At 55.7% G+C, this 19,595-nt stretch carries 20 protein-coding genes and 2 tRNA genes; 12 read left to right on the top strand and 10 right to left on the bottom strand.

From position 1 onward, the window contains the following. Positions 1-20: 20 nt before the first annotated feature. The gene (gene argA, locus ACMWL8_RS18820; protein ID WP_014885072.1) at positions 21-1,352 is read right to left on the bottom strand and encodes an amino-acid N-acetyltransferase; all 1,332 of its coding nucleotides are present in this window, start codon (positions 1,350-1,352) and stop codon (positions 21-23) included. Between the two features lie 226 nt (positions 1,353-1,578). On the opposite strand from argA, the gene amiC reads away from it, so the two are divergent. Further along, a complete protein-coding gene (gene amiC, locus ACMWL8_RS18815) occupies positions 1,579-2,832 on the top strand; it encodes an N-acetylmuramoyl-L-alanine amidase AmiC (RefSeq protein WP_014885071.1) in 1,254 nt (417 codons plus the stop codon). An 88-nt stretch (positions 2,833-2,920) separates the two neighbouring features. Here amiC and ACMWL8_RS18810 read toward each other — a convergent pair. After that, positions 2,921-2,997: transfer RNA gene (locus ACMWL8_RS18810), tRNA-Met, on the bottom strand. 34 nt (positions 2,998-3,031) lie between these two features. Further along, positions 3,032-3,108: transfer RNA gene (locus tag ACMWL8_RS18805), tRNA-Met, on the bottom strand. A gap of 209 nt (positions 3,109-3,317) precedes the next feature. On the opposite strand from ACMWL8_RS18805, the gene mltA reads away from it, so the two are divergent. Together mltA and tcdA are read left to right on the top strand one after the other, a co-directional pair. Beyond that, a complete protein-coding gene (gene mltA / locus ACMWL8_RS18800) occupies positions 3,318-4,415 on the top strand; it encodes a murein transglycosylase A (protein WP_045261324.1) in 1,098 nt (365 codons plus the stop codon). A gap of 75 nt (positions 4,416-4,490) precedes the next feature. Continuing rightward, a complete protein-coding gene (gene tcdA / locus ACMWL8_RS18795; protein ID WP_045261323.1) occupies positions 4,491-5,297 on the top strand; it encodes a tRNA cyclic N6-threonylcarbamoyladenosine(37) synthase TcdA in 807 nt (268 codons plus the stop codon). Here tcdA and csdE read toward each other — a convergent pair. Together csdE and csdA are read right to left on the bottom strand one after the other, a co-directional pair. After that, entirely contained in the window at positions 5,288-5,734 is a 447-nt protein-coding gene (csdE, locus tag ACMWL8_RS18790) for a cysteine desulfurase sulfur acceptor subunit CsdE (RefSeq protein ID WP_045261322.1), read from the bottom strand. The two genes, tcdA and csdE, sit on opposite strands and share 10 nt — an antisense overlap. Further along, positions 5,734-6,939 (bottom strand): cysteine desulfurase CsdA, encoded by a 1,206-nt coding sequence (gene csdA / locus ACMWL8_RS18785; protein WP_045261321.1) that lies wholly within the window; start codon positions 6,937-6,939, stop codon positions 5,734-5,736. The genes csdE and csdA overlap by 1 nt, the downstream gene beginning before the upstream one ends. Before the next feature lie 192 nt (positions 6,940-7,131). On the opposite strand from csdA, the gene ACMWL8_RS18780 reads away from it, so the two are divergent. From ACMWL8_RS18780 to rlmM, 4 genes are all read left to right on the top strand, one after another. After that, on the top strand, positions 7,132-7,359 hold the full coding sequence (locus tag ACMWL8_RS18780; protein ID WP_008499648.1) for a YgdI/YgdR family lipoprotein: 228 nt from the start codon (positions 7,132-7,134) through the stop codon (positions 7,357-7,359). Between the two features lie 349 nt (positions 7,360-7,708). Continuing rightward, complete coding sequence (gcvA, locus tag ACMWL8_RS18775) at positions 7,709-8,626, top strand: glycine cleavage system transcriptional regulator GcvA (protein ID WP_014885066.1); 918 nt, start codon at positions 7,709-7,711, stop codon at positions 8,624-8,626. A 39-nt stretch (positions 8,627-8,665) separates the two neighbouring features. Further along, a complete protein-coding gene (locus ACMWL8_RS18770) occupies positions 8,666-9,061 on the top strand; it encodes a DUF423 domain-containing protein (protein ID WP_028014272.1) in 396 nt (131 codons plus the stop codon). Continuing rightward, complete coding sequence (rlmM, locus tag ACMWL8_RS18765; protein WP_028014271.1) at positions 9,054-10,154, top strand: 23S rRNA (cytidine(2498)-2'-O)-methyltransferase RlmM; 1,101 nt, start codon at positions 9,054-9,056, stop codon at positions 10,152-10,154. The genes ACMWL8_RS18770 and rlmM overlap by 8 nt, the downstream gene beginning before the upstream one ends. Before the next feature lie 62 nt (positions 10,155-10,216). On the opposite strand, the gene xni is transcribed toward rlmM, so the two are convergent. The 5 genes from xni to queF all read right to left on the bottom strand — a co-directional run bounded on the left by xni (position 10,217) and on the right by queF (position 16,648). After that, positions 10,217-10,972: a flap endonuclease Xni gene (gene xni, locus ACMWL8_RS18760; protein WP_045261320.1), complete on the bottom strand. Its 756-nt coding sequence runs from the start codon at positions 10,970-10,972 to the stop codon at positions 10,217-10,219. Between the two features lie 112 nt (positions 10,973-11,084). After that, positions 11,085-12,452 carry an L-serine ammonia-lyase II gene (gene sdaB, locus ACMWL8_RS18755; protein WP_028014269.1) on the bottom strand — a complete coding sequence of 456 codons (1,368 nt, stop codon included), beginning with the start codon at positions 12,450-12,452 and terminating at the stop codon, positions 11,085-11,087. Positions 12,453-12,516: 64 nt separating this feature from the next. Further along, positions 12,517-13,812 carry an HAAAP family serine/threonine permease gene (locus tag ACMWL8_RS18750; RefSeq protein ID WP_028014268.1) on the bottom strand — a complete coding sequence of 432 codons (1,296 nt, stop codon included), beginning with the start codon at positions 13,810-13,812 and terminating at the stop codon, positions 12,517-12,519. A gap of 514 nt (positions 13,813-14,326) precedes the next feature. Further along, positions 14,327-15,691, bottom strand: coding sequence for a nucleotide 5'-monophosphate nucleosidase PpnN (ppnN, locus tag ACMWL8_RS18745; RefSeq protein WP_023309027.1), 1,365 nt, complete (start codon positions 15,689-15,691; stop codon positions 14,327-14,329). 114 nt (positions 15,692-15,805) lie between these two features. Beyond that, positions 15,806-16,648, bottom strand: a complete 843-nt coding sequence (gene queF, locus ACMWL8_RS18740; RefSeq protein WP_045261319.1) for an NADPH-dependent 7-cyano-7-deazaguanine reductase QueF — start codon at positions 16,646-16,648, stop codon at positions 15,806-15,808. A gap of 69 nt (positions 16,649-16,717) precedes the next feature. On the opposite strand from queF, the gene syd reads away from it, so the two are divergent. The 5 genes from syd to ACMWL8_RS18715 all read left to right on the top strand — a co-directional run bounded on the left by syd (position 16,718) and on the right by ACMWL8_RS18715 (position 19,470). Further along, on the top strand, positions 16,718-17,263 hold the full coding sequence (gene syd / locus ACMWL8_RS18735) for a SecY-interacting protein (RefSeq protein ID WP_045261318.1): 546 nt from the start codon (positions 16,718-16,720) through the stop codon (positions 17,261-17,263). A gap of 227 nt (positions 17,264-17,490) precedes the next feature. Continuing rightward, on the top strand, positions 17,491-17,673 hold the full coding sequence (locus tag ACMWL8_RS18730) for a hypothetical protein (RefSeq protein WP_045261317.1): 183 nt from the start codon (positions 17,491-17,493) through the stop codon (positions 17,671-17,673). Between the two features lie 220 nt (positions 17,674-17,893). Then, positions 17,894-18,223 (top strand): YqcC family protein, encoded by a 330-nt coding sequence (locus tag ACMWL8_RS18725; RefSeq protein ID WP_028014265.1) that lies wholly within the window; start codon positions 17,894-17,896, stop codon positions 18,221-18,223. After that, entirely contained in the window at positions 18,220-18,996 is a 777-nt protein-coding gene (gene truC / locus ACMWL8_RS18720) for a tRNA pseudouridine(65) synthase TruC (protein WP_045261316.1), read from the top strand. The genes ACMWL8_RS18725 and truC overlap by 4 nt, the downstream gene beginning before the upstream one ends. Before the next feature lie 24 nt (positions 18,997-19,020). After that, complete coding sequence (locus tag ACMWL8_RS18715) at positions 19,021-19,470, top strand: flavodoxin (RefSeq protein ID WP_045261315.1); 450 nt, start codon at positions 19,021-19,023, stop codon at positions 19,468-19,470. Positions 19,471-19,595: the final 125 nt, after the last annotated feature.

Here is a 19,595-nt window from a genome sequence, read left to right as displayed (position 1 = left end):
CGACGCCGGCAAAGGAAGGATTACCCCAGGTCGGCCATCAGCACTTTCGAACGGCGCTGATAGTTGTACATCTCTTTCTTCGTTTCCGGCAGAGAATCAATATCCACCGGCGTGAACCCGCGCTCCTGGAACCAGTGAATGCTGCGCGTCGTCAGGACGAACAGCTTGCTCAGCCCCATCTGACGCGCCTGTGCCGCCACGCGCTCAAGCAGCATTTCGCCGCGTGAAGAGCTGCGGTAATCCGGGTGCACCGCCACGCAGGCCATTTCTCCGATTTTCTCTTCCGGGAACGGATAGAGGGCGGCGCAGGCAATGGTCAGGTTATCGCGCTGGATAATGGTGAATTTGTCGATCTCCATCTCCAGCTGCTCGCGGGAGCGACGAACCAGAATACCCTGCTGTTCCAGCGGACGGATCAGTTCCAGAATGCCGCCGATATCGTTGATGGTCGCGCGGCGAATCTGCTCCGCACTTTCCATCACAATCTGGGTGCCAATACCGTCGCGGGAGAACAGCTCCTGCAGCAGAGCTCCGTCTTCCTGATAGCTAATCAGGTGACTACGGCGCACGCCGCTGCGGCAGGCCTTCACGGCGCCACGCAGGAAGCGGACGGTGCCGGAGTGGTAATCCCCTTCGGCTTCCAGCGCTTCAACGCGGGCCTGCGCTTCATTCGGGAAGAGTTCCGGCACAATTACCCCTTCATCGTTTACGACGCCCTGGGAGGAGCAAAACCCAATCATTTTTTCCGCCTTCAGCTTGATCGCCAACTGGGTGGCAATCTCTTCGGACGTCAGGTTAAAGCTTTCACCGGTTACGGAAACCGCCACCGGTCCCATCAGGACAATGGCACCGCTGTCGAGCTGACGGTGAATGGCCTCTTCATCAATACGACGAATGCGGCCGCTGTGGCAGTAATCCACGCCATCGTCCACGCCGAGCGGCTGGGCAATGATAAAGTTGCCGCTCACGACGTTGATATGCGCGCCCTGTAGCGGCGTGTTGTTCAGGCTCATCGACAGGCGAGCGGTGATATCCAGCTGCAGCAGACCCGCCGCCTGCTTCACCAGCTCCAGGGTTTTGGCATCCGTGACGCGGGTATGTTTGTGGTAAATCGGCTCGTGGTGGTGAGCGGCCAGGTTGGCGTCGATCTGCGGGCGCGCGCCATAGACCACCACCAGGCGGATCCCGAGGCTGTGCAGCAGGCCAATGTCATTGACGATGCTGGAAAAATTTTCATGCTCAATGGCTTCGCCGCCCAGCATGATGACGAACGTTTTTCCCCGGTGGGCGTTGATATAGGGAACAGAATGGCGGAATCCCTGGACCAGTTCGGTTCTACGTTCCTTCACCATGGCACAACCCTTAATGAATGTTTATTCTTAATTTATGTATTTTTATTCGATTGTGGGCGCGTGTGCAAGTGCAAATTTTCTGCGACCTACAGAAATTAATAAGTAATCCGTGCGTTAACGTATGATTGTTTACCCTTTTATAGATGACAGTTTATGCGTCATTCGTTAAAGTTTTCGGTCAATCTGCACTTTTGTATATCAGTTTGTTTTCTTGCTCGGGAGAAGCATGTCGGGATCCAATTCAGCAATAAGCCGCCGCCGTTTGTTAAAAGGGGCCGGGGCAATGTGGTTGCTTAGCGTCAGCCAGGTCGGTCTTGCCGCCACGAGTCAGGTGGTGGCGGTGCGCGTCTGGCCGTCGTCGACCTATACGCGCGTGACGGTTGAATCCAATCGCGTGCTGAAATATAAGCAATTTGCCCTCAGCAACCCTGAACGCGTGGTGGTGGATCTCGAAGGGGTGAACCTCAACTCCGTGCTGAAAGGCATGGCGGCGCAGATCCGCGGTGACGATCCGTTTATTAAATCGGCGCGCGTCGGGCAGTTTGATCCGCAAACCGTGCGCATGGTGTTTGAGCTTAAGCAGAACGTTAAGCCGCAGCTGTTCGCCCTGGCGCCCGTCGCGACGTTTAAAGAGCGTCTGGTGATGGATCTTTACCCGGCGAATGCGACGGATATTCAGGATCCGCTTCTCGCCCTGCTGGAGGATTACAACAAAGGCGATCTTCAGCGTCAGGTGCCGCCTGCGCAAAGCGGCCCGCAGCCGGGGAAAGCAGGGCGCGATCGTCCGATTGTGATCATGCTCGATCCCGGCCACGGCGGCGAAGACTCCGGTGCGGTGGGGAAATACCATACGCGTGAAAAAGATGTGGTGCTGCAAATTGCCCGTCGTCTGAAGGCGTTAATTGATAAAGAGGGCAATATGCGCGCCTACATGACGCGCAATGAGGATGTCTTTATCCCGCTGAAGGTGAGGGTGGCGAAAGCGCAGAAGCAGCGTGCCGATCTGTTCGTCTCGATCCATGCGGATGCCTTTACCAGCCGCCAGCCGAGCGGCTCGTCGGTGTTTGCGCTCTCAACCAAGGGCGCGACCAGTACCGCGGCGCGATACCTTGCGGACACCCAGAACGCCTCGGACCTGATCGGTGGCGTGAGCAAAAGCGGCGACCGCTACGTCGACCACACCATGTTCGACATGGTGCAGTCCCTGACCATTAACGACAGCCTGAAGTTTGGTAAAGCGGTGCTGGGCAAGCTGGGGAACATCAATAAGCTGCACAAAAACAGCGTTGAGCAGGCCGGGTTTGCGGTGCTGAAGGCACCGGATATCCCGTCCATTCTGGTAGAAACCGCGTTTATCAGTAACGTTGAAGAAGAGCGTAAGCTCAAGACGGCAAAGTTCCAGCAGGAGGTGGCGGAGTCGATTCTGGCGGGGATACGGGCGTATTTCTCAGACGGGGCGACGCTGGCGCGGCGCGGGTAGGTTTTTAGCCGGGTGAAATGCCCGGCAAATTCACAAACGGCAGATACAAAAAAACACCCTTAAGGGTGTTTATTGTTTTTAGAAGTGTTGGTTGCGGGGGCCGGATTTGAACCGACGACCTTCGGGTTATGAGCCCGACGAGCTACCAGGCTGCTCCACCCCGCGTCACCGTACTGCTTATACTTCATCAAATTTTAATTGGTTGCGGGGGCCGGATTTGAACCGACGACCTTCGGGTTATGAGCCCGACGAGCTACCAGGCTGCTCCACCCCGCGTCCGTGGAAGCGCACTATACTCGGATAGGTTTGTGATGCAACCCCTTTTTCACATAAATCATTAACTTTGTATGTAAAGTGAACGGCATTGCGACATTTAGACTATTTTTTGCTCTGAATTTGCCAAAGGGCATGCGATCGCATTTCATTCGCTTTGTCGGTTTGTTATCTTCATCACGCGGAAATGGGCAACTTAAAGACGAGATATAATGAAAGGACGTTGGGCGAAGTATCTTATGGCGGGCGCAATGGTAGCGATTCTTGCGGCCTGTTCTTCCAAACCGACCGATCGCGGTCAGCAGTATAAAGACGGGAAGTTATCCCAGCCTTTCTCTTTAGTTAATCAGCCTGACGCCGTTGGCGCGCCGATCAACGCCGGTGATTTCTCCGAGCAGGTCTACCAGATCCGCAACGCGTCGCCGCGTCTGTATAGCGCACAGAACAATGTTTATAGCGCGGTACAGGACTGGCTGAAGGCGGGCGGCGATACGCGCAACATGCGCCAGTTTGGTATTGATGCCTGGCAAATGGAAGGGGCGGATAACTACGGCAACGTCCAGTTCACCGGCTATTACACGCCCGTGGTTCAGGCGCGACACACGCGCCAGGGCGAGTTCCAGTACCCTATCTACCGTATGCCGCCAAAACGCGGCCGTCTGCCGTCCCGCGCCGAAATCTACGCCGGTGCGCTGAGCGAAAACTACGTCCTGGCCTACAGCAACTCCCTGATGGATAATTTCATCATGGACGTGCAGGGCAGCGGTTACATTGATTTTGGCGACGGTTCACCGCTTAACTTCTTCAGCTATGCCGGGAAAAACGGCCATGCCTACCGCAGCATCGGTAAGGTGCTGATTGACCGCGGCGAAGTGAAAAAAGAAGATATGTCGATGCAGGCGATCCGCGAGTGGGGCGAAAAGCACAGTGAAGCCGAGGTGCGCGAGCTGCTGGAGCAGAACCCATCGTTCGTCTTCTTCAAGCCGCAAAACTTCGCGCCGGTGAAAGGGGCCAGCGCCGTGCCGCTGATTGGCCGCGCGTCGGTGGCATCGGATCGTTCTATCATTCCTGCGGGTACCACGCTGCTGGCGGAAGTCCCTCTGCTCGACAACAACGGCAAGTTCAACGGCAAATATGAGCTGCGTCTGATGGTAGCCCTGGATGTGGGCGGAGCGATTAAGGGCCAGCACTTTGATATCTATCAGGGCATTGGCCCGGATGCCGGTCACCGTGCAGGCTGGTATAACCACTACGGACGCGTATGGGTGCTGAAGGCCGCGCCGGGCACCGGAAACGTATTCAGCGGCTGATTGTGGTATTCTGAGCGCAATACGGATTACTGTTCAGGGTGAGGAAAACCTCACCCTTTTTACATCTGAGGTTTTATGTCTGTGGTAATCAGCGATGCCTGGCGCCAGCGTTTTGGCGGCACGGCACGTCTCTATGGTGAAAAAGCCCTACAGCTGTTTGCGGATGCGCACGTCTGCGTCGTGGGCATTGGCGGTGTCGGCTCCTGGGCGGCGGAAGCGCTGGCGAGAACCGGGATTGGCGCAATCACGCTGATTGATATGGATGACGTTTGTGTGACCAACACTAACCGTCAGATCCACGCCCTGCGTGATAACGTCGGCCTGGCGAAGTCCGAGGTGATGGCGGAGCGCATTCGTCTCATCAATCCGGAGTGTCGGGTGACGGTGATCGACGACTTTGTGACGGCAGATAACGTCGCGGAGTACATGAGCAAAGGCTACAGCTATGTGATTGACGCCATCGACAGCGTGCGGCCTAAAGCGGCGCTGATCGCATACTGCCGTCGTTACAAGGTGCCGCTGATCACGACCGGCGGCGCGGGCGGGCAAATCGATCCCACGCAGATCCAGGTTGCCGATCTGGCGAAAACCATTCAGGATCCGCTGGCTGCCAAGCTGCGTGAACGCCTGAAGAGCGACTTCAATGTGGTGAAGAACAGCAAGGGCAAGCTGGGCGTCGACTGCGTGTTCTCCACCGAAGCGCTGGTCTACCCGCAGGCGGATGGTTCAGTTTGTGCGATGAAAAGCACGGCGGAAGGGCCAAAACGCATGGACTGCGCGTCAGGCTTTGGAGCGGCCACCATGGTAACCGCCTCTTTTGGCTTTGTGGCGGTCTCTCACGCCCTGAAGAAGATGATGGCGAAGGCGGAACGTCAGGCCTGAGCCTGACGTGCGGCGTCCAGCACCGCGTCGCTGAGCGCGATCAGGCCCTGACCGCGCGAGGCGCTAAGCTGCGCGCGCAGCCCCAGCTCGTCGAACAGCGCCAGCGGCGAGCGCGTTAACAATTCCGCCGCGCTTTTCCCCTCAATGGCGGTTAACAGGACCGCCAGCAGGCCCCGGACGATGCGCCCTTCGCTGTCGCCGAAGAAATGCAGCTTCTCGCCGGAGACGCTCACGCCCAGCCAGACGCGGTTTTCACAGCCCGCAATCTCTTTCGCCTGCGCTTTAAGATCGTCGGAAAGAGCTGGGAGCTGTTTACCCAGCAGGATCAGCTGACGATATTTATCTTCCCACTGCTGGAGCGGGGCGAAGGTCTGTTTTAAGGTCTCTTCAGTGATGACCGTGCCAAACGGATGTCCGGCTAAAGCAGCGCTAGTCATTAATCCACCAGTATTTCAAGGGCGCGGTCAATGGCGCTAACCAGCGCATCGACATCGCTTTGGGTATTATACGGCGCAAACGAGGCGCGCAGCGTACCGCTGACGCCGAGCGCCGCCAGCAGCGGCTGGGCGCAGTGCTGTCCGGCGCGCAGGGCAATGCCGTACCCGGCCAGCAGCGTCACCATATCGCTATGATGCACACCAGCAAAATCAAAGGCGAGCAGGCTGGAATCCTGAACGCGGAACGAGCGGAAACCCGGGCGTTTTTTCAGTTCTTCCTCAGCCAGCGTCGCCAGCCCTCGGCTCCAGCTTTCCGCCTGAACCACGTCCGTTTCCGCCAGCCATTCAAGTGCGGCGCTCAGGCCGATGACCCCGGCCACGTTCGGCGTGCCCGCTTCCAGACGGTAAGGCACCTCCTGCGTTTTAAAACCGTCGAAGGTCACTTCGGTAATCATTTTGCCGCCGCCGAGCCACGGCGTCATTTTTGCCAGCAGTTCTGGCTTACCGTACAGCGCGCCAATCCCGGTTGGCCCGTAGAGTTTGTGCCCGGAGAAGGCGTAGAAGTCGATATCCAGCGCCTGCACATCAGCGGGGAAATGAACCACGCCCTGAGCACCGTCGACCATCACCACCACGCCGCTGGCATGGGCAATCTCAATGGCGCGAGCCAGATCCGGACAGCCGCCGGTGACGTTGGACATCTGCCCCAGCGCCAGAATACGGCTGCGGGGGGTAATCAGCTCAGGGAGACGGGCCACGTCAGGCAGAAAGTCTGCACTCAACGGGAGCTTAATAACGCGCGCGCCCGTTTGCTCAGCCACCATCAGCCACGGCACCAGGTTAGCGTGGTGCTCTGCTTCGCTGACAATGATCTCGTCCCCTGGCTGCAGCAGCGGGCGGGCATAGCACTGGGCCACCATATTGATGGCTTCAGTCGTACCGCGCGTCCAGACGATATTTTTCCCGCTTTCGGCATTGATCAGGCGTGCAACCTGATCGCGTGCGGCTTCATAGCGCGCGGTCAGGCGCTGCGCTTCGGCAAACTGGCTGCGATGTACGTTGCCGGCGCTCAGGCTGTAGAACTGCTGCGTGGCCTCGATCACCGCCTGGGGCTTCAGGGCCGTGGCGGCGCTATCAAGATAAATACCGGCATCGGCCAGCGCCGGAAACTGTGCGCGAAACTGCGCAGGACTGAAAGCGTTCATGGAATTCCTCGTGTCGATAGAGAGATCGTCGCGCAATTTCAGCGGCAGGGCAAGGAGGTTGATATCTATCAGATTTGTCTGCTTATCCTGGCGACCTCGAAAAAGCAGGTTATGCTAAATAGTGTTAGGCGGATGTTTTAGCCTGTTATAAATCGAGGTTTGAATAGCATTAATTGCTAAAGGAGAATAATCATGAATAAGACAGCTGCAATCATTTCTGCCTGTGCGTTTACTTTTGCCCTGAGCGCCTGTTCTGGTAACAACTACGTGATGCACACAAACGATGGTCGTTCTATCGTTTCGGAAGGGAAACCGACTACCGATAACGATACCGGGATGATTTCGTACAAAGATGCTAATGGGAACAAGCAGCAGATCAACCGCACGGACGTGAAAGAGATGAAAGAGATCGAGCATTAACCGATCGCAGGCGAAAAAAAAGCACCGCAAATTGGCGGTGCTACATTAATCACTATGGACAGACAGGGTAAATGTACAGGAAGTGAAAAATTGGTAGCGTTGCTACCGTGGTCTGAATCGCAGACCAATTGCAAACACAACAACACAACATCACAACCGTAAGCCAAAAGCCCTTCAGAACACGCATTCCGAAAAAAGCTCTTCGTTCCGGCTCAGGAAGTGCCGCCACTATAGGTATTTGCTGGTAGTTCCTCAACGGACAAATTATAATGGCTCAGATAAAAAAAACTAATAGGTTAAACGTTGTTTCCTGTTTGTTAAATTCCGTTAACATCTAAGCCAGATAACCATGTCAAAGCGATTGCCACCCCTTAATGCATTACGCGTTTTTGATGCAGCAGCACGTCACCTGAGCTTCACCCGTGCGGCAGATGAGCTTTTTGTGACACAGGCCGCAGTAAGTCACCAAATCAAGTCCCTGGAGGATTTCCTGGGCCTTAAGCTGTTCCGCCGACGCAATCGTTCCTTGCTGTTGACCGAAGAGGGGCAGAGCTATTTTCAGGATATTAAAGAGATTTTTTCCCAGCTCACGGAAGCCACGCGTAAGCTGCAGGCCCGCAGTGCAAAAGGTGCCTTGACTGTTAGTTTATTGCCCAGTTTTGCCATTCAGTGGTTGGTGCCAAGACTCTCAAGCTTTAACTCAGCTTATCCGGGGATCGACGTTCGAATCCAGGCGGTGGATCGTCAGGAAGACAAGCTGGCCGATGATGTGGATGTCGCCATTTTTTATGGTCGCGGCAACTGGCCGGGCTTGCGTGTCGAGAAATTATACGCAGAATATCTGCTGCCGGTCTGTTCGCCTCTGCTTTTAACAGGCGACAAGGCGCTGAAAACACCCGCTGACCTGGCGCAGCATACGCTTTTACATGATGCCTCTCGCCGCGACTGGCAAACTTATACCCGTCAATTAGGTCTTAGTCATATAAACGTGCAGCAGGGCCCCATTTTTAGCCATAGTGCGATGGTGCTACAGGCTGCCATTCACGGACAGGGCGTGGCGTTGGCGAACAACGTGATGGCGCAGTCCGAAATTGAGGCAGGCCGTCTGGTTTGCCCTTTTAATGATGTACTGGTCAGCAAGAATGCATTTTATCTGGTTTGTCATGACAGTCAGGCAGAACTGGGTAAAATAGCCGCCTTCCGGCAGTGGATACTGGCGAAAGCGGCAAGCGAGCAAGAAAAATTCCGCTTCAGGTATGAACAATAACGTTTGTGTGCCGGGCACGCATTAATTCAGGACTTAAACATGACCAGCCGATTCATGCTGATTTTTGCCGCGGTGAGTGGCTTTATTTTTGTTGCACTGGGCGCCTTTGGCGCGCACGTATTGAGCAAGTCTTTGGGCGCCGTCGAGATGGGCTGGATCCAGACCGGCCTTGAATACCAGGCGTTTCATACGCTGGCTATTTTTGGGCTGGCGGTGGCGATGCAGCGCCGGATAAGCATCTGGTTTTACTGGAGTAGCGTATTTATGGCGCTGGGTACCGTGCTGTTTAGCGGTAGCCTTTACTGTCTGGCCCTCTCGCATTTGCGCCTGTGGGCGTTTGTTACACCTGTCGGCGGCGTGAGCTTCCTGGCGGGTTGGGTATTAATGTTTATCGGAGCTATCCGTCTGAAACGCAAGGGCGTTGTTCATGAATAAGGTTGTTTTATATTGTCGCCCGGGGTTTGAGAAAGAGTGCGCCGCGGAAATTACCGATAAAGCGGCGAAGCGCGAAGTCTTCGGCTTTGCTCGCGTAAAAGAAAATGCGGGCTATGTGGTATTCGAGTGTTATCAGCCTGAAGACGCCGACAAGCTGGCGCGCGAGCTGCCGTTCAGCTCGCTGATCTTCGCCCGCCAGATGTTCGTCGCGGGTGAGTTGCTGAAAGATCTTCCGCCGGAAGATCGCATCACGCCGATTGTGGGCATGCTGCAGGGCGTGGTGGAGAAGGGCGGCGACCTGCGCGTTGAGGTTGCCGATACCAACGAAAGCAAAGAGCTGATGAAGTTTTGCCGTAAGTTCACCGTGCCGCTGCGCGCAGCGCTGCGTGACGCGGGCATACTGACAAACTACGAAACGCCGAAGCGTCCGGTGGTGCATATCTTCTTTATCGCACCGGGCTGCTGCTATGCGGGCTATTCGTACACCAATAACAATTCGCCATTCTTTATGGGCATCCCGCGCCTGAAGTTCCCGGCAGATGCGCCGAGCCGTTCAACCCTGAAGCTGGAAGAGGCGTTTCACGTCTTTATCCCGGCAGATGAGTGGGACGAGCGTCTGGCTAACGGCATGTATGCCGTCGACCTTGGCGCGTGCCCGGGCGGCTGGACCTATCAGCTGGTGAAACGCAACATGTGGGTGTCGTCTGTGGATAACGGTCCAATGGCGCAAAGCCTGATGGACACAGGGCAGGTCACCTGGCTGCGAGAAGACGGTTTCCGCTATCGCCCAACCCGCAACAACATCTCGTGGATGGTGTGCGACATGGTGGAGAAGCCGGCGAAAGTGGCCGCGCTGATGGCCTCCTGGCTGGTGAACGGCTGGTGCCGTGAGACCATTTTCAACCTCAAGCTGCCGATGAAAAAGCGCTACGAGGAGGTATCCCAGAACCTGGCCTATATTCAGGCACAGCTGGATGAGCACGGTATTAACGTGGAGATCCAGGCGCGTCAGTTGTACCACGACCGCGAAGAGGTGACGGTACACATCCGTCGCTGGTGGGCGGCTGTAGGGGGACGTCGCGACGAGCGATAGTGCGTGCTTTGTTTTGCCCGGTGGCGCTGCGCTTACCGGGCCTACAAAACGGTGTTGACGTTTTAACGTTCTAACCGCAACTGCTGTAAATTCCCGTCCAGCTGTAAATCCGTCTGTAGCGTCGCCACCTCGCGGCAGATAAACGCCATCTCTTTATGCGCCTCCAGCTTCTTGCGCCACTTTTCAGGCACCTCATCCAGACGGGCGTAAATCCCTTCCAGACTCTGAAAATCGGTCAGCAACTGGGCGGCGCTCTTTGGTCCAATACCGGCGACACCCGGAACCTTAGAGCTGCTGATGCCTGCCAGACCCCAATAATCCGGCAGTTGCTCAGGCGAGACGCCGAACTCGCTGGCAATAAACGGCGCGTCCAGCCAGCGTTTTTGAAAATAGTCGCGAATGCGGATAGTTGGGGAGAGCAGCTGGCAGTAGCCTTTGTCAGTTGAAACGATAGTGGCCTGATGCCCGGCACTTGCCACTTTTACGGCCAGGGTGGCCGCGAGATCGTCGGCTTCATTGCCCTGTGCACCCCAGCAGGGGACGCCGCGCTGCTCAAAGGCGGCACGCAGGGTGGGCATTTCGGCATGGAGATCGTCCGGCATCGGCGCGCGTCCAGCCTTGTAGTCGGGCAGGCGCTGATGTCGCCAGCCGCTGTTGCGCGCTTCGTCATCAAACACGGCCACGACGTGCGTCGGCTCGCTGTGGCGAATAAGCTGCTCCAGCGCGTGCAGGCAGGTGTCCTTGCAGGGCGTGCCTTGTACCGCATGGATTCGGCGAATCAGATTGAGCGCGTCGACGATAAGCAAATGAACAGCCACAGATATTCTCCCTTAAATCTAATGGGTAAAGGGTATCACTGTCGGCAGGATGAAACGAATAGCGTGAGGGAAAACAGGAAGAAGCCTCGCAAAACGAGGCTTCCTGAGAGGCTTAATCGCAGGTTACGATCTTCATCGCCAGGCCGCCGCGAGAGGTTTCGCGGTATTTGGCGTTCATATCTTTACCGGTTTCGTACATGGTTTCGATAACTTTATCGAGACAGACGCGCGGCTCACTGGTGCGGCGCAGCGCCATACGCGCCGCGTTCACCGCCTTGACGGAGGCGATGGCGTTACGCTCGATGCACGGCACCTGTACCTGTCCGGCAACCGGATCGCAGGTTAGCCCCAGGTTATGTTCCATGCCGATTTCCGCAGCGATGCAGACCTGCGCCGGGCTTGCGCCCAACAGTTCCGCCAGGCCTGCTGCCGCCATGGAGCACGCCACGCCGACTTCACCCTGACAGCCTACTTCCGCACCGGAAATGGAGGCGTTCATTTTATACAGAGAACCAATCGCGCTGGCGACCAGCAGGTAGCGCGCCAGGGAGTTAGCGTTCACTTCACGGATAAACTTGTCGTAGTACGCTAGCACGGCCGGAACGATACCGCAGGCACCGTTGGTTGGCGCCGTGACGACGCGGCCCCCTGCGGCGTTCTCTTCGTTCACCGCCAGGGCGAACATGTTGATCCAGTCGACGACGGCCATCGGGTCCGTTGTCGTTTTGTCGGTGCTCACCAGCATACGACGCAGCGCCGCCGCACGACGCGGTACGCGAAGCTTGCCCGGCAGAACGCCTTCGGTGGTGATCCCGCGCTCAATGCCGCCGCGCATCACTTCCCAGACGCTAGCGAAGTGCTGTTCCAGCTCCTCTTTGCTGTGAAGGGCCAGCTCGTTTTTCATCATCAGGCCGGAGAGGGAAAGCCCCGTCTCCTGGCAGTGGCGCTGGAGATCTGCCGCGGTTTTGTACGGATACGGCACCTCAACAGAAGAGGTGGTGGTTTGACCAAAGTGGTCTTCGTCGACGATAAAGCCGCCGCCGATGGAGTAATACGTCTGGCTGTAAACCGCTTTGTCGCCGGCCAGCGCGGTAATGCGCATGCCGTTTTCGTGCAGCGACAGGTTGTCCGCATGGAAATTCATGCAGTGGTCAACCGGGAATTCAACCTCATGCTCACCGTTTGCCAGCAGCAAACGACCGTGGGTGTTCACGTCCTGGATGAAGCCAGGGATCGCGTCAATATCAACGGTATCCGGCAGATTTCCTGCCAGGCCCATGATAATGGCGATATCGGTATGGTGGCCTTTCCCGGTCAGGGAAAGCGAGCCGTACACATCGACAACCACGCGGGTGATGTCGTGCAGAATGCCGCGTGCAATCAAGTCATCCGTGAACTGCTTACCGGCTTTCATTGGTCCGACGGTGTGAGAGCTGGAAGGACCAATACCGATTTTGAAAATATCGAATACGCTAATCATGATGCGTCCATTGCTTTCAGTCAGAGGGGGAGGAGTGCGCCGCCGAAGGCGGCGCGGGCGTTCATCAGAACATGGTGTACAGGGAGTAGAAGATCGCAGAGATAGCGATAAGGCCCATGATAACCACAAACACGTTGCTGACCTGGCCGCTGTACTTGCGCATGGCAGGCACTTTCTGAATCGCGTACATCGGCATCAGGAACAGAATCATCGCGATAACCGGGCCACCCAGGGTTTCAATCATGCCCAGGATGCTTGGGTTCAGGGTCGCTACCGCCCAGGTGGTGAGCAGCATGAACAGTGCAGTGATTTTGTTCAGCTTGTTGATTTCAATGCTCTTGCCTTTACCGCGCAGAGATTTAATCACCATACCGTTAAAGCCTTCACGCGCACCCAGGTAGTGGCCCAGGAAGGATTTGGTGATGGCGATCATCGCGATGATCGGTGCCATCCACGCAATCAGCGGTGCGTTAAAGTGGTTCGCCAGGTAAGACAGAATAGAGATGTTCTGTTCTTTCGCTGCCGCCAGATCCGCCGGGGAGAGGCTCAGTACGCAGCTGAAGACGAAGAACATCACGGTCAGCACCATCATCACGTGAGCGCGGGCCAGGATGCTGGAGCACTTCTTCTCTGCACCATTACCGTACTCTTCGCGTTTCGCCACGGCGAAAGAGGAGATGATTGGCGAGTGGTTGAAGGAGAAGACCATTACCGGGATCGCCAGCCACAGGGTCATCAGCAGGCCGTTACCGGTCGCAGACGCGCTGCTCAGGGACAGGGTTTCCAGCGCTGCACCGTTCCACTGTGGGATCAGGTAGCAGGCCAGCAGCATCAGCGCAGCCACAAACGGGAAGACCAGCACGCTCATGGCCTTAACAATCATCTGCTCGCCGAAGCGCACGATGGTCATCATGCCGACGATCAGGATCAGAGACAGAATGGCACGCGGTGGCGGCGTCATGTGCAGCTGGTGCGTCATGAAGCTTTCAACGGTGTTGGTGATCGCCACGCTGTAGACGAGCAGGATTGGGTAAATCGCGAAGAAGTAGAGCAGGGTAATCAGTTTACCTGCGCCAACGCCGAAATGTTCTTCAACCACTTCGGTGATGTCTTCGCCCGGGTTTTTACCGGACAGCACGAAGCGGGTCAGACCGCGGTGTGCGAAGTAGGTCATCGGGAAGGCGATGATGGCCATGATGATCAGCGGAATCAGACCGCCGACGCCTGCGTTGATAGGAAGGAACAGTACACCAGCGCCGATTGCCGTGCCGTAAAGGCCCAGCATCCACATGGTATCCGTTTTGCGCCAACCACTTCGGGATTCAATCGAAGCAACGGTGCTGGTTTGAGTGGTTTCCATCTGTATCTCCTGGAGGAAGCAAATTGTCAGGTTTTTAGTCAAATCCGATGAAAAAGTGCCTGACGGTAATATGAAATTCGTTCAGTGACGGTTTTTTAATAATTTTCGCCCGTAACTATTGGCGGGCGGAAAGATACATTCTCGTTATGAATCTATCAGTGATCGCGATCCCAAATGCAATAATCCACTTATGATGTGGGCATCTTTAGACCATTTATCTGTTAAAAAAACATCAAATAGAATTTACGGGCGCGAAGGCTACCACCAACGACATGTGGGCTAAAAGAGCGGCCCGCAATATAGGTGTCTTCCGCTGTAAAGATATGGGTTTTTAGGATTTTCTTGCGGGTAATTTAGTTTAAGGCTGATAAATTACGGTTGTTAAATGGAGGTAATCGATTGCGTTCGCCGTAAGTTTGTTAAAGTTATAAGTGAGGCCTATGAATTGATTCGCTAATAAAAAAGCCGGGACCCGCTACAGGGTGCCCCGGCTTTGAGAAGAAGAAACTGAGCGTTACGTGCAGATTTCGTAGCACGGAATGTAGGCTGAACCCGGCAACTTCATGCGGTGTTGAGCCACAAAGCCCTGAAGCATGTCGTCCATACGGCGCATCATCTCCGGGTCGCCGTGGATCTTGTACGGACCATACTGCTCAATCGCGCGGATGCCCATCTCCTTGACGTTGCCCGCCACAATCCCGGAGAAGGCGCGACGCAGGTCGGCGGCCAGCACTTCCACCGGCTGGTCCGGGTAGAGTTTCAGGTTCGCCATATTTTCATGGGTCGGCTCGAACGGGATCTGCAGGTCAGGCGCAATACGGATTGACCAGTTAAAGCTGTACGCATCACCGGTATCACGACGATTCTCTTTCACCAGCGGCATCGCTTTTTTCATCTGGCGCGCCACTTCCGCCGCATCATCAATGATGATGCGATAGTGACGACGCGCGGCTTCTCCCAGCGTATGCACGATAAACTCGTCCAGCACGCGGAAGTAGTCGGCGCTCTCTTTCGGGCCGGTCAGGATCAGTGGCAGAACCTGATCTTTGTTGGCCGGATTCATCAGAATCCCCAGCAGATAGAGCAGCTCTTCCGCCGTTCCCACGCCGCCCGGGAAGATGATAATCCCGTGAGCGATACGAACAAACGCCTCAAGACGCTTCTCGATATCCGGCATGATAATCAGCTCATTGACCAGCGGGTTAGGCGGCTCAGCGGCGATTATTGACGGCTCGGTCATGCCGATAAACCGCCCCTCTTTGTAACGCTGCTGCGCATGACCCACGGCTGCACCTTTCATTGGTGCTTCCATTGCACCCGGACCACAGCCGGTACAGATATTCAGCTCGCGCAGGCCAAGCTGCGTTCCGACCCGACGGGCATAGAGATATTCGGTTTCGTTAATCGAGTGGCCGCCCCAGCAGACGACCATGTTTGGTGCTTCGCCAACGTGCAGGGCGCGGGCGTTGCGCAGAATAGAGAACACCAGGTTGGTGATATGAACGGAGCTTTCCAGGTCGAGATGCTGGAAGCGGCCCGCGTTGTGAATCTGCCCGTTAACAAACAGGATGTCGCGCAGGACGGCAAACAGGTTGGCCTGAAGGGAACGAATGATACGCCCGTCGACAAAGGCCTCTTCCGGCGGGTTGATCACTTCCAGTTTCACGCCACGCTCGCGGCGCAGCACGTTAATATCAAAGCTTTCGAAGCGGGACAGCAGTTCTTTACTGTTATCTGTCAGGCTTCCGGAGTTCAGTACGGCAAGTGAACAGTTACGAAACAGTTGATAAAGATCGCTGCTGGCCGTGCGTTTAAGCATGTCCACTTCCAGCTGCGACAACATATCCATTGAGCCAAGCGGGCTAATATGTGTAATCAAGTGAGCTCCTTATGGGACGATTATCGTCATTCCCTTTGATTACAATAGCCCTGGCGCGTGACGTTTCACAACACTTCGGCGGAATACCGCACGCATATTGTGAAAATATTTATATTATTGACGCACCAGCCGGCCCGTTGCTGGCACAAAATCGGTGTTGGTGCGCCACGGGTTAATGTCCAGCCCGCCACGGCGGGTATAGCGCGCGTAAACGCTCAGTTTCTCCGGCTGGCAGAAACGCTGAATATCGTTAAAAATACGCTCCACGCACTGCTCGTGAAATTCGTTGTGATGGCGGAACGACACCAGATAGCGCAGCAGTTTTTCCCGGTCAATTTTCGGGCCGCGGTACTGGATCTGCACCGAACCCCAGTCCGGCTGGTGGGTAATCAGGCAGTTGGACTTCAGCAAATGGCTGACGAGCGTCTCTTCAACCACTTTTCCGCCCGCCGCGTTTTCGAGGTAATCGGCGCTGAATTCATAATTCTCCACCTCGATGTCCTGCTCGTCGATGCAGGTTCCGTGGAAATGGGCAATGGGCTGTCCTTCCAGCTCGTGCAGGCGGTATAACGAGACGGACACGTTCCCCTGCGCGCAGGCGGCTAAATCCCGCTCCAGCGTTTGCTGAACCTCGTCCCAGCTGTTGAATCGGGTCTGGTTGAAGCTGTTGAGATAGAGCTTAAAGCTTTTGGATTCCACCAGGTTCACGCTGGCATAGTCCAGCTCAACGTGGCCCACGGCCACCTGCGGCAAACCGCGCGCGTTAAGCCAGGAGAGTTCGTACAGCGTCCAGATATCGCCGCCGACAAACGGCAATGCGTCCGCATGCAGTCCAAGAGGATCGCGGTTCAGGCTGCGCGGCACGCCCTGCAGCAGGCTTGCATCGTAGATATCGCGGTAATCGGTCGATTTACCCAGCGTTAGGCCGGTTAACGCCTGATGATTTTCGTAAGACATGTTTCATAGCCACTTTACAGGTACACTTATGGGCAGAGTTTATCCTGTCTTACAAGAAGAGAGAAATCGGTGGACATCGAAACTGCAAATGCCCTTAGTACCTTCACAACCCGCTATTGCGACGCGTGGCATGAAAAGCACGGCACATGGCCGCAAAGCGCTGATTTATATGGCGTGCCGTCGCCGTGCATTATCTCTTCGCAGGATGACTATGTTATCTGGCAGCCGAAGCCCAATACCGCTGAGCAAAATGTAAATGCGGTTGAACGGGCTATGGACCTTGTGGTACAACCAGCGGTTCACGCGTTTTATGCCACGCAGTTTGCAGGGGATATGCCCGCGCGCTTGGATGATTTGACGCTGACGCTGTTGCAGACCTGGAGCGAAGACGATCTGCAGCGTGTTCAGGAAAACCTGATTGGTCATCTGGTCACGCAAAAACGCCTTAAGCTTTCTCCGACGCTCTTTATTGCCACGCTGGACAGCGAACTGGATGTGATATCCGTCTGCAACCTGTCCGGGGAAGTGATTAAAGAGACCATCGGTACCCGCAATCGCGAAACGCTCGCCCCCTCTCTTGCGGATTTCCTTACCCGGCTTGAGCCACTTCTGTAATCCATGATGCTACGACGCGTGTGAGAGATCTCTTACAAGGTTTGTGAGAGATCGCTGGATCATTCAGTATTGCCTTATTTAATTCAGATTAATATCACTCTGTTTTTCAAAGAATTAGTTGTTCATCGCATCTTTTTTAGGGATTTCTTACGGCTTACAGTGCTGCAAGGGTGGGTTGTAAGACGAAGCGGAATAGCGGATTCTATCTCCGTCGACAGGACGCCGACATGAGAAACGAACATCAGGATGATGGCGTTTCTTACTCAGGACACGTCAGGATGGCGCTGCAGGAAGGCTTCAGGATGAAGCAAAAGGATAACGCAGGACGCGTAAGGGACACCTCCAGGAAGGAGAACGAGAACCGAACAGGATGGTCGGTGGGTCAGGAAGGCCAGGACGTTTCAGGATGAAACAAACACGTCAGGAAGATGTGTGCAGGATGCAAAAGGTATAAGGATGACCAGGCCTTCGGGCATCAGGAAAAGTTGTCACGGAAGAGCAGGGAGCACGAATTGTAGCTGGAATGCTGCGAAACGAACCGGGAGCACTGTTTTTACAGTGCTCCCTTTTTTATTTCTGTCTTCCGCAATGCTATGCTGCGCGCCGTTCACTTTTTCAGTTGAGGTTACTATGACGCAACACGATAGCGTTCGTGCTCAGTTGCACGCCATCGAAGCCCTTTTGCGCCAGCATCAGCTGTGGCAGGAGACCGCGCCGAATCCGGAAGCGTTTGCCAGTACCCAGCCATTCTGCCTGGATACGCTGGCACCGTTCGAGTGGCTCCAGTGGGTATTAATCCCGCGCATGCACGCGCTGCTGGAAGGCGGTCACCCTTTGCCGCAGGCGTTCGCCGTTTCTCCCTACTATGAAATGGCGCTTGAGGCGACGCACCCTGCGCGCGATGTGATGCTGGTTGAACTGGAAAAACTGGACGCCCTGTTTGCCGGTGAAGAGGCATGACGCTGGAAATCCTCTATCAGGACGAGTGGCTGGTGGCGGTGAATAAACCGTCTGGCTGGCTGGTGCACCGCAGCTGGCTGGATCGCGATGAGAAAGTGGTGGTGATGCAAACCGTGCGCGACCAGATTGGTCAGCATGTGTTTACCGCGCACCGCCTCGACAGACCGACTTCCGGCGTGCTGCTGATGGGGCTTTCCAGCGAGGCGGGCCGCCTGCTGGCACAGCAGTTCGAACAGCACCAGATCCAGAAGCGCTACCACGCGATCGTTCGTGGCTGGCTGACCGAATCCGCCACGCTGGACTATCCGCTGGTGGAGGAGCTGGACAAAATCGCCGATAAATTTGCCCGCGATGACAAAGGCCCGCAGCCCGCGGTGACGGATTATCGCGGCATGGCGACAACGGAAATGCCGGTAGCAACCAGCAAATTCCCCACCACGCGCTACAGCCTGGTTGAGCTTTTGCCCAAAACCGGACGCAAGCACCAGCTTCGCCGCCATCTTGCGCACCTGCGCCACCCGATTATTGGTGACAGCAAGCACGGCGATCTGCGCCAGAACCGCAGCGCGGCAGAGCATTTTGGCTGTAACAGACTGATGCTGCACGCCAGCGAGCTTAGCCTGATTCACCCGTTTACCGGTGAACCACTGATTATTCGTGCCGGGCTGGACGACGTCTGGATGCAGGCGCTGTCACAGTTTGGCTGGCGGGGACAACTCCCCGAAAATGAAAGGGTTGAGTTTGTATCAGGCAACGTTCAGGATGAACGGTAAGCGCAATAATTACGGGAGCAAAGCATGGCTGAAGTAGGCATTTTTGTCGGCACGATGTATGGCAACTCGCTGCTGGTAGCGGAAGAGGCTGAGGCGATTTTGACAAGCCAGGGCCATAAAGCCACGGTCTATGAAGACCCGGAGCTGGCGGACTGGGAAAAGTATAAAGATAAATACATTCTGGTAGTGACCTCCACCACCGGTCAGGGCGATCTCCCGGACAGTATCGTGCCGCTTTTCCAGGGCATTAAAGATCGGCTTGGCTACCAGCCGGGCGTTCACTACGGCATTATTGCCCTCGGCGATAGTTCTTACGCCAACTTCTGCGGCGGCGGCAAGCAGTTCGATGCGCTTCTTCAGGAACAGAGCGCCCAGCGCGTCGGCGAGATGCTGTTGATTGATGCCGGTGAGCATCCTGAACCCGAAAGCGAGTCGAACCCGTGGGTTGAACACTGGGCAACGCTTCTTAAATAGTTTCGTAGATACTGTTATGCCATGCAAGCATTTTCCTGATGCAACGTGGCATCGAACGGGCGTCCTGATTTCAGGACGCCATACGCCACCTGCGCCAGCTTACGCATCATCGCTCCGATTATCAG

The organism is Enterobacter sp. 04-C-12-SI-ECC (genome assembly GCF_047530715.1).
Taxonomy (GTDB): Bacteria; Pseudomonadota; Gammaproteobacteria; order Enterobacterales; family Enterobacteriaceae; genus Enterobacter; species Enterobacter bugandensis.
This window is presented reverse-complemented; position numbering and strand designations above follow the sequence as displayed.

Excerpts from the sequence above, each read along its gene's own strand:
- argA (WP_014885072.1), bottom strand. The coding sequence starts at position 1,352 with ATGGTGAAGGAACGTAGAACCGAACTGGTCCAGGGATTCCGCCATTCT.
- amiC (WP_014885071.1), top strand. The coding sequence starts at position 1,579 with ATGTCGGGATCCAATTCAGCAATAAGCCGCCGCCGTTTGTTAAAAGGG.
- mltA (WP_045261324.1), top strand. The coding sequence starts at position 3,318 with ATGAAAGGACGTTGGGCGAAGTATCTTATGGCGGGCGCAATGGTAGCG.
- tcdA (WP_045261323.1), top strand. The coding sequence starts at position 4,491 with ATGTCTGTGGTAATCAGCGATGCCTGGCGCCAGCGTTTTGGCGGCACG.
- csdE (WP_045261322.1), bottom strand. The coding sequence starts at position 5,734 with ATGACTAGCGCTGCTTTAGCCGGACATCCGTTTGGCACGGTCATCACT.
- csdA (WP_045261321.1), bottom strand. The coding sequence starts at position 6,939 with ATGAACGCTTTCAGTCCTGCGCAGTTTCGCGCACAGTTTCCGGCGCTG.
- ACMWL8_RS18780 (WP_008499648.1), top strand. The coding sequence starts at position 7,132 with ATGAATAAGACAGCTGCAATCATTTCTGCCTGTGCGTTTACTTTTGCC.
- gcvA (WP_014885066.1), top strand. The coding sequence starts at position 7,709 with ATGTCAAAGCGATTGCCACCCCTTAATGCATTACGCGTTTTTGATGCA.
- ACMWL8_RS18770 (WP_028014272.1), top strand. The coding sequence starts at position 8,666 with ATGACCAGCCGATTCATGCTGATTTTTGCCGCGGTGAGTGGCTTTATT.
- rlmM (WP_028014271.1), top strand. The coding sequence starts at position 9,054 with ATGAATAAGGTTGTTTTATATTGTCGCCCGGGGTTTGAGAAAGAGTGC.
- sdaB (WP_028014269.1), bottom strand. The coding sequence starts at position 12,452 with ATGATTAGCGTATTCGATATTTTCAAAATCGGTATTGGTCCTTCCAGC.
- ACMWL8_RS18750 (WP_028014268.1), bottom strand. The coding sequence starts at position 13,812 with ATGGAAACCACTCAAACCAGCACCGTTGCTTCGATTGAATCCCGAAGT.
- queF (WP_045261319.1), bottom strand. The coding sequence starts at position 16,648 with ATGTCTTACGAAAATCATCAGGCGTTAACCGGCCTAACGCTGGGTAAA.
- ACMWL8_RS18730 (WP_045261317.1), top strand. The coding sequence starts at position 17,491 with ATGAGAAACGAACATCAGGATGATGGCGTTTCTTACTCAGGACACGTC.
- ACMWL8_RS18725 (WP_028014265.1), top strand. The coding sequence starts at position 17,894 with ATGACGCAACACGATAGCGTTCGTGCTCAGTTGCACGCCATCGAAGCC.
- truC (WP_045261316.1), top strand. The coding sequence starts at position 18,220 with ATGACGCTGGAAATCCTCTATCAGGACGAGTGGCTGGTGGCGGTGAAT.
- ACMWL8_RS18715 (WP_045261315.1), top strand. The coding sequence starts at position 19,021 with ATGGCTGAAGTAGGCATTTTTGTCGGCACGATGTATGGCAACTCGCTG.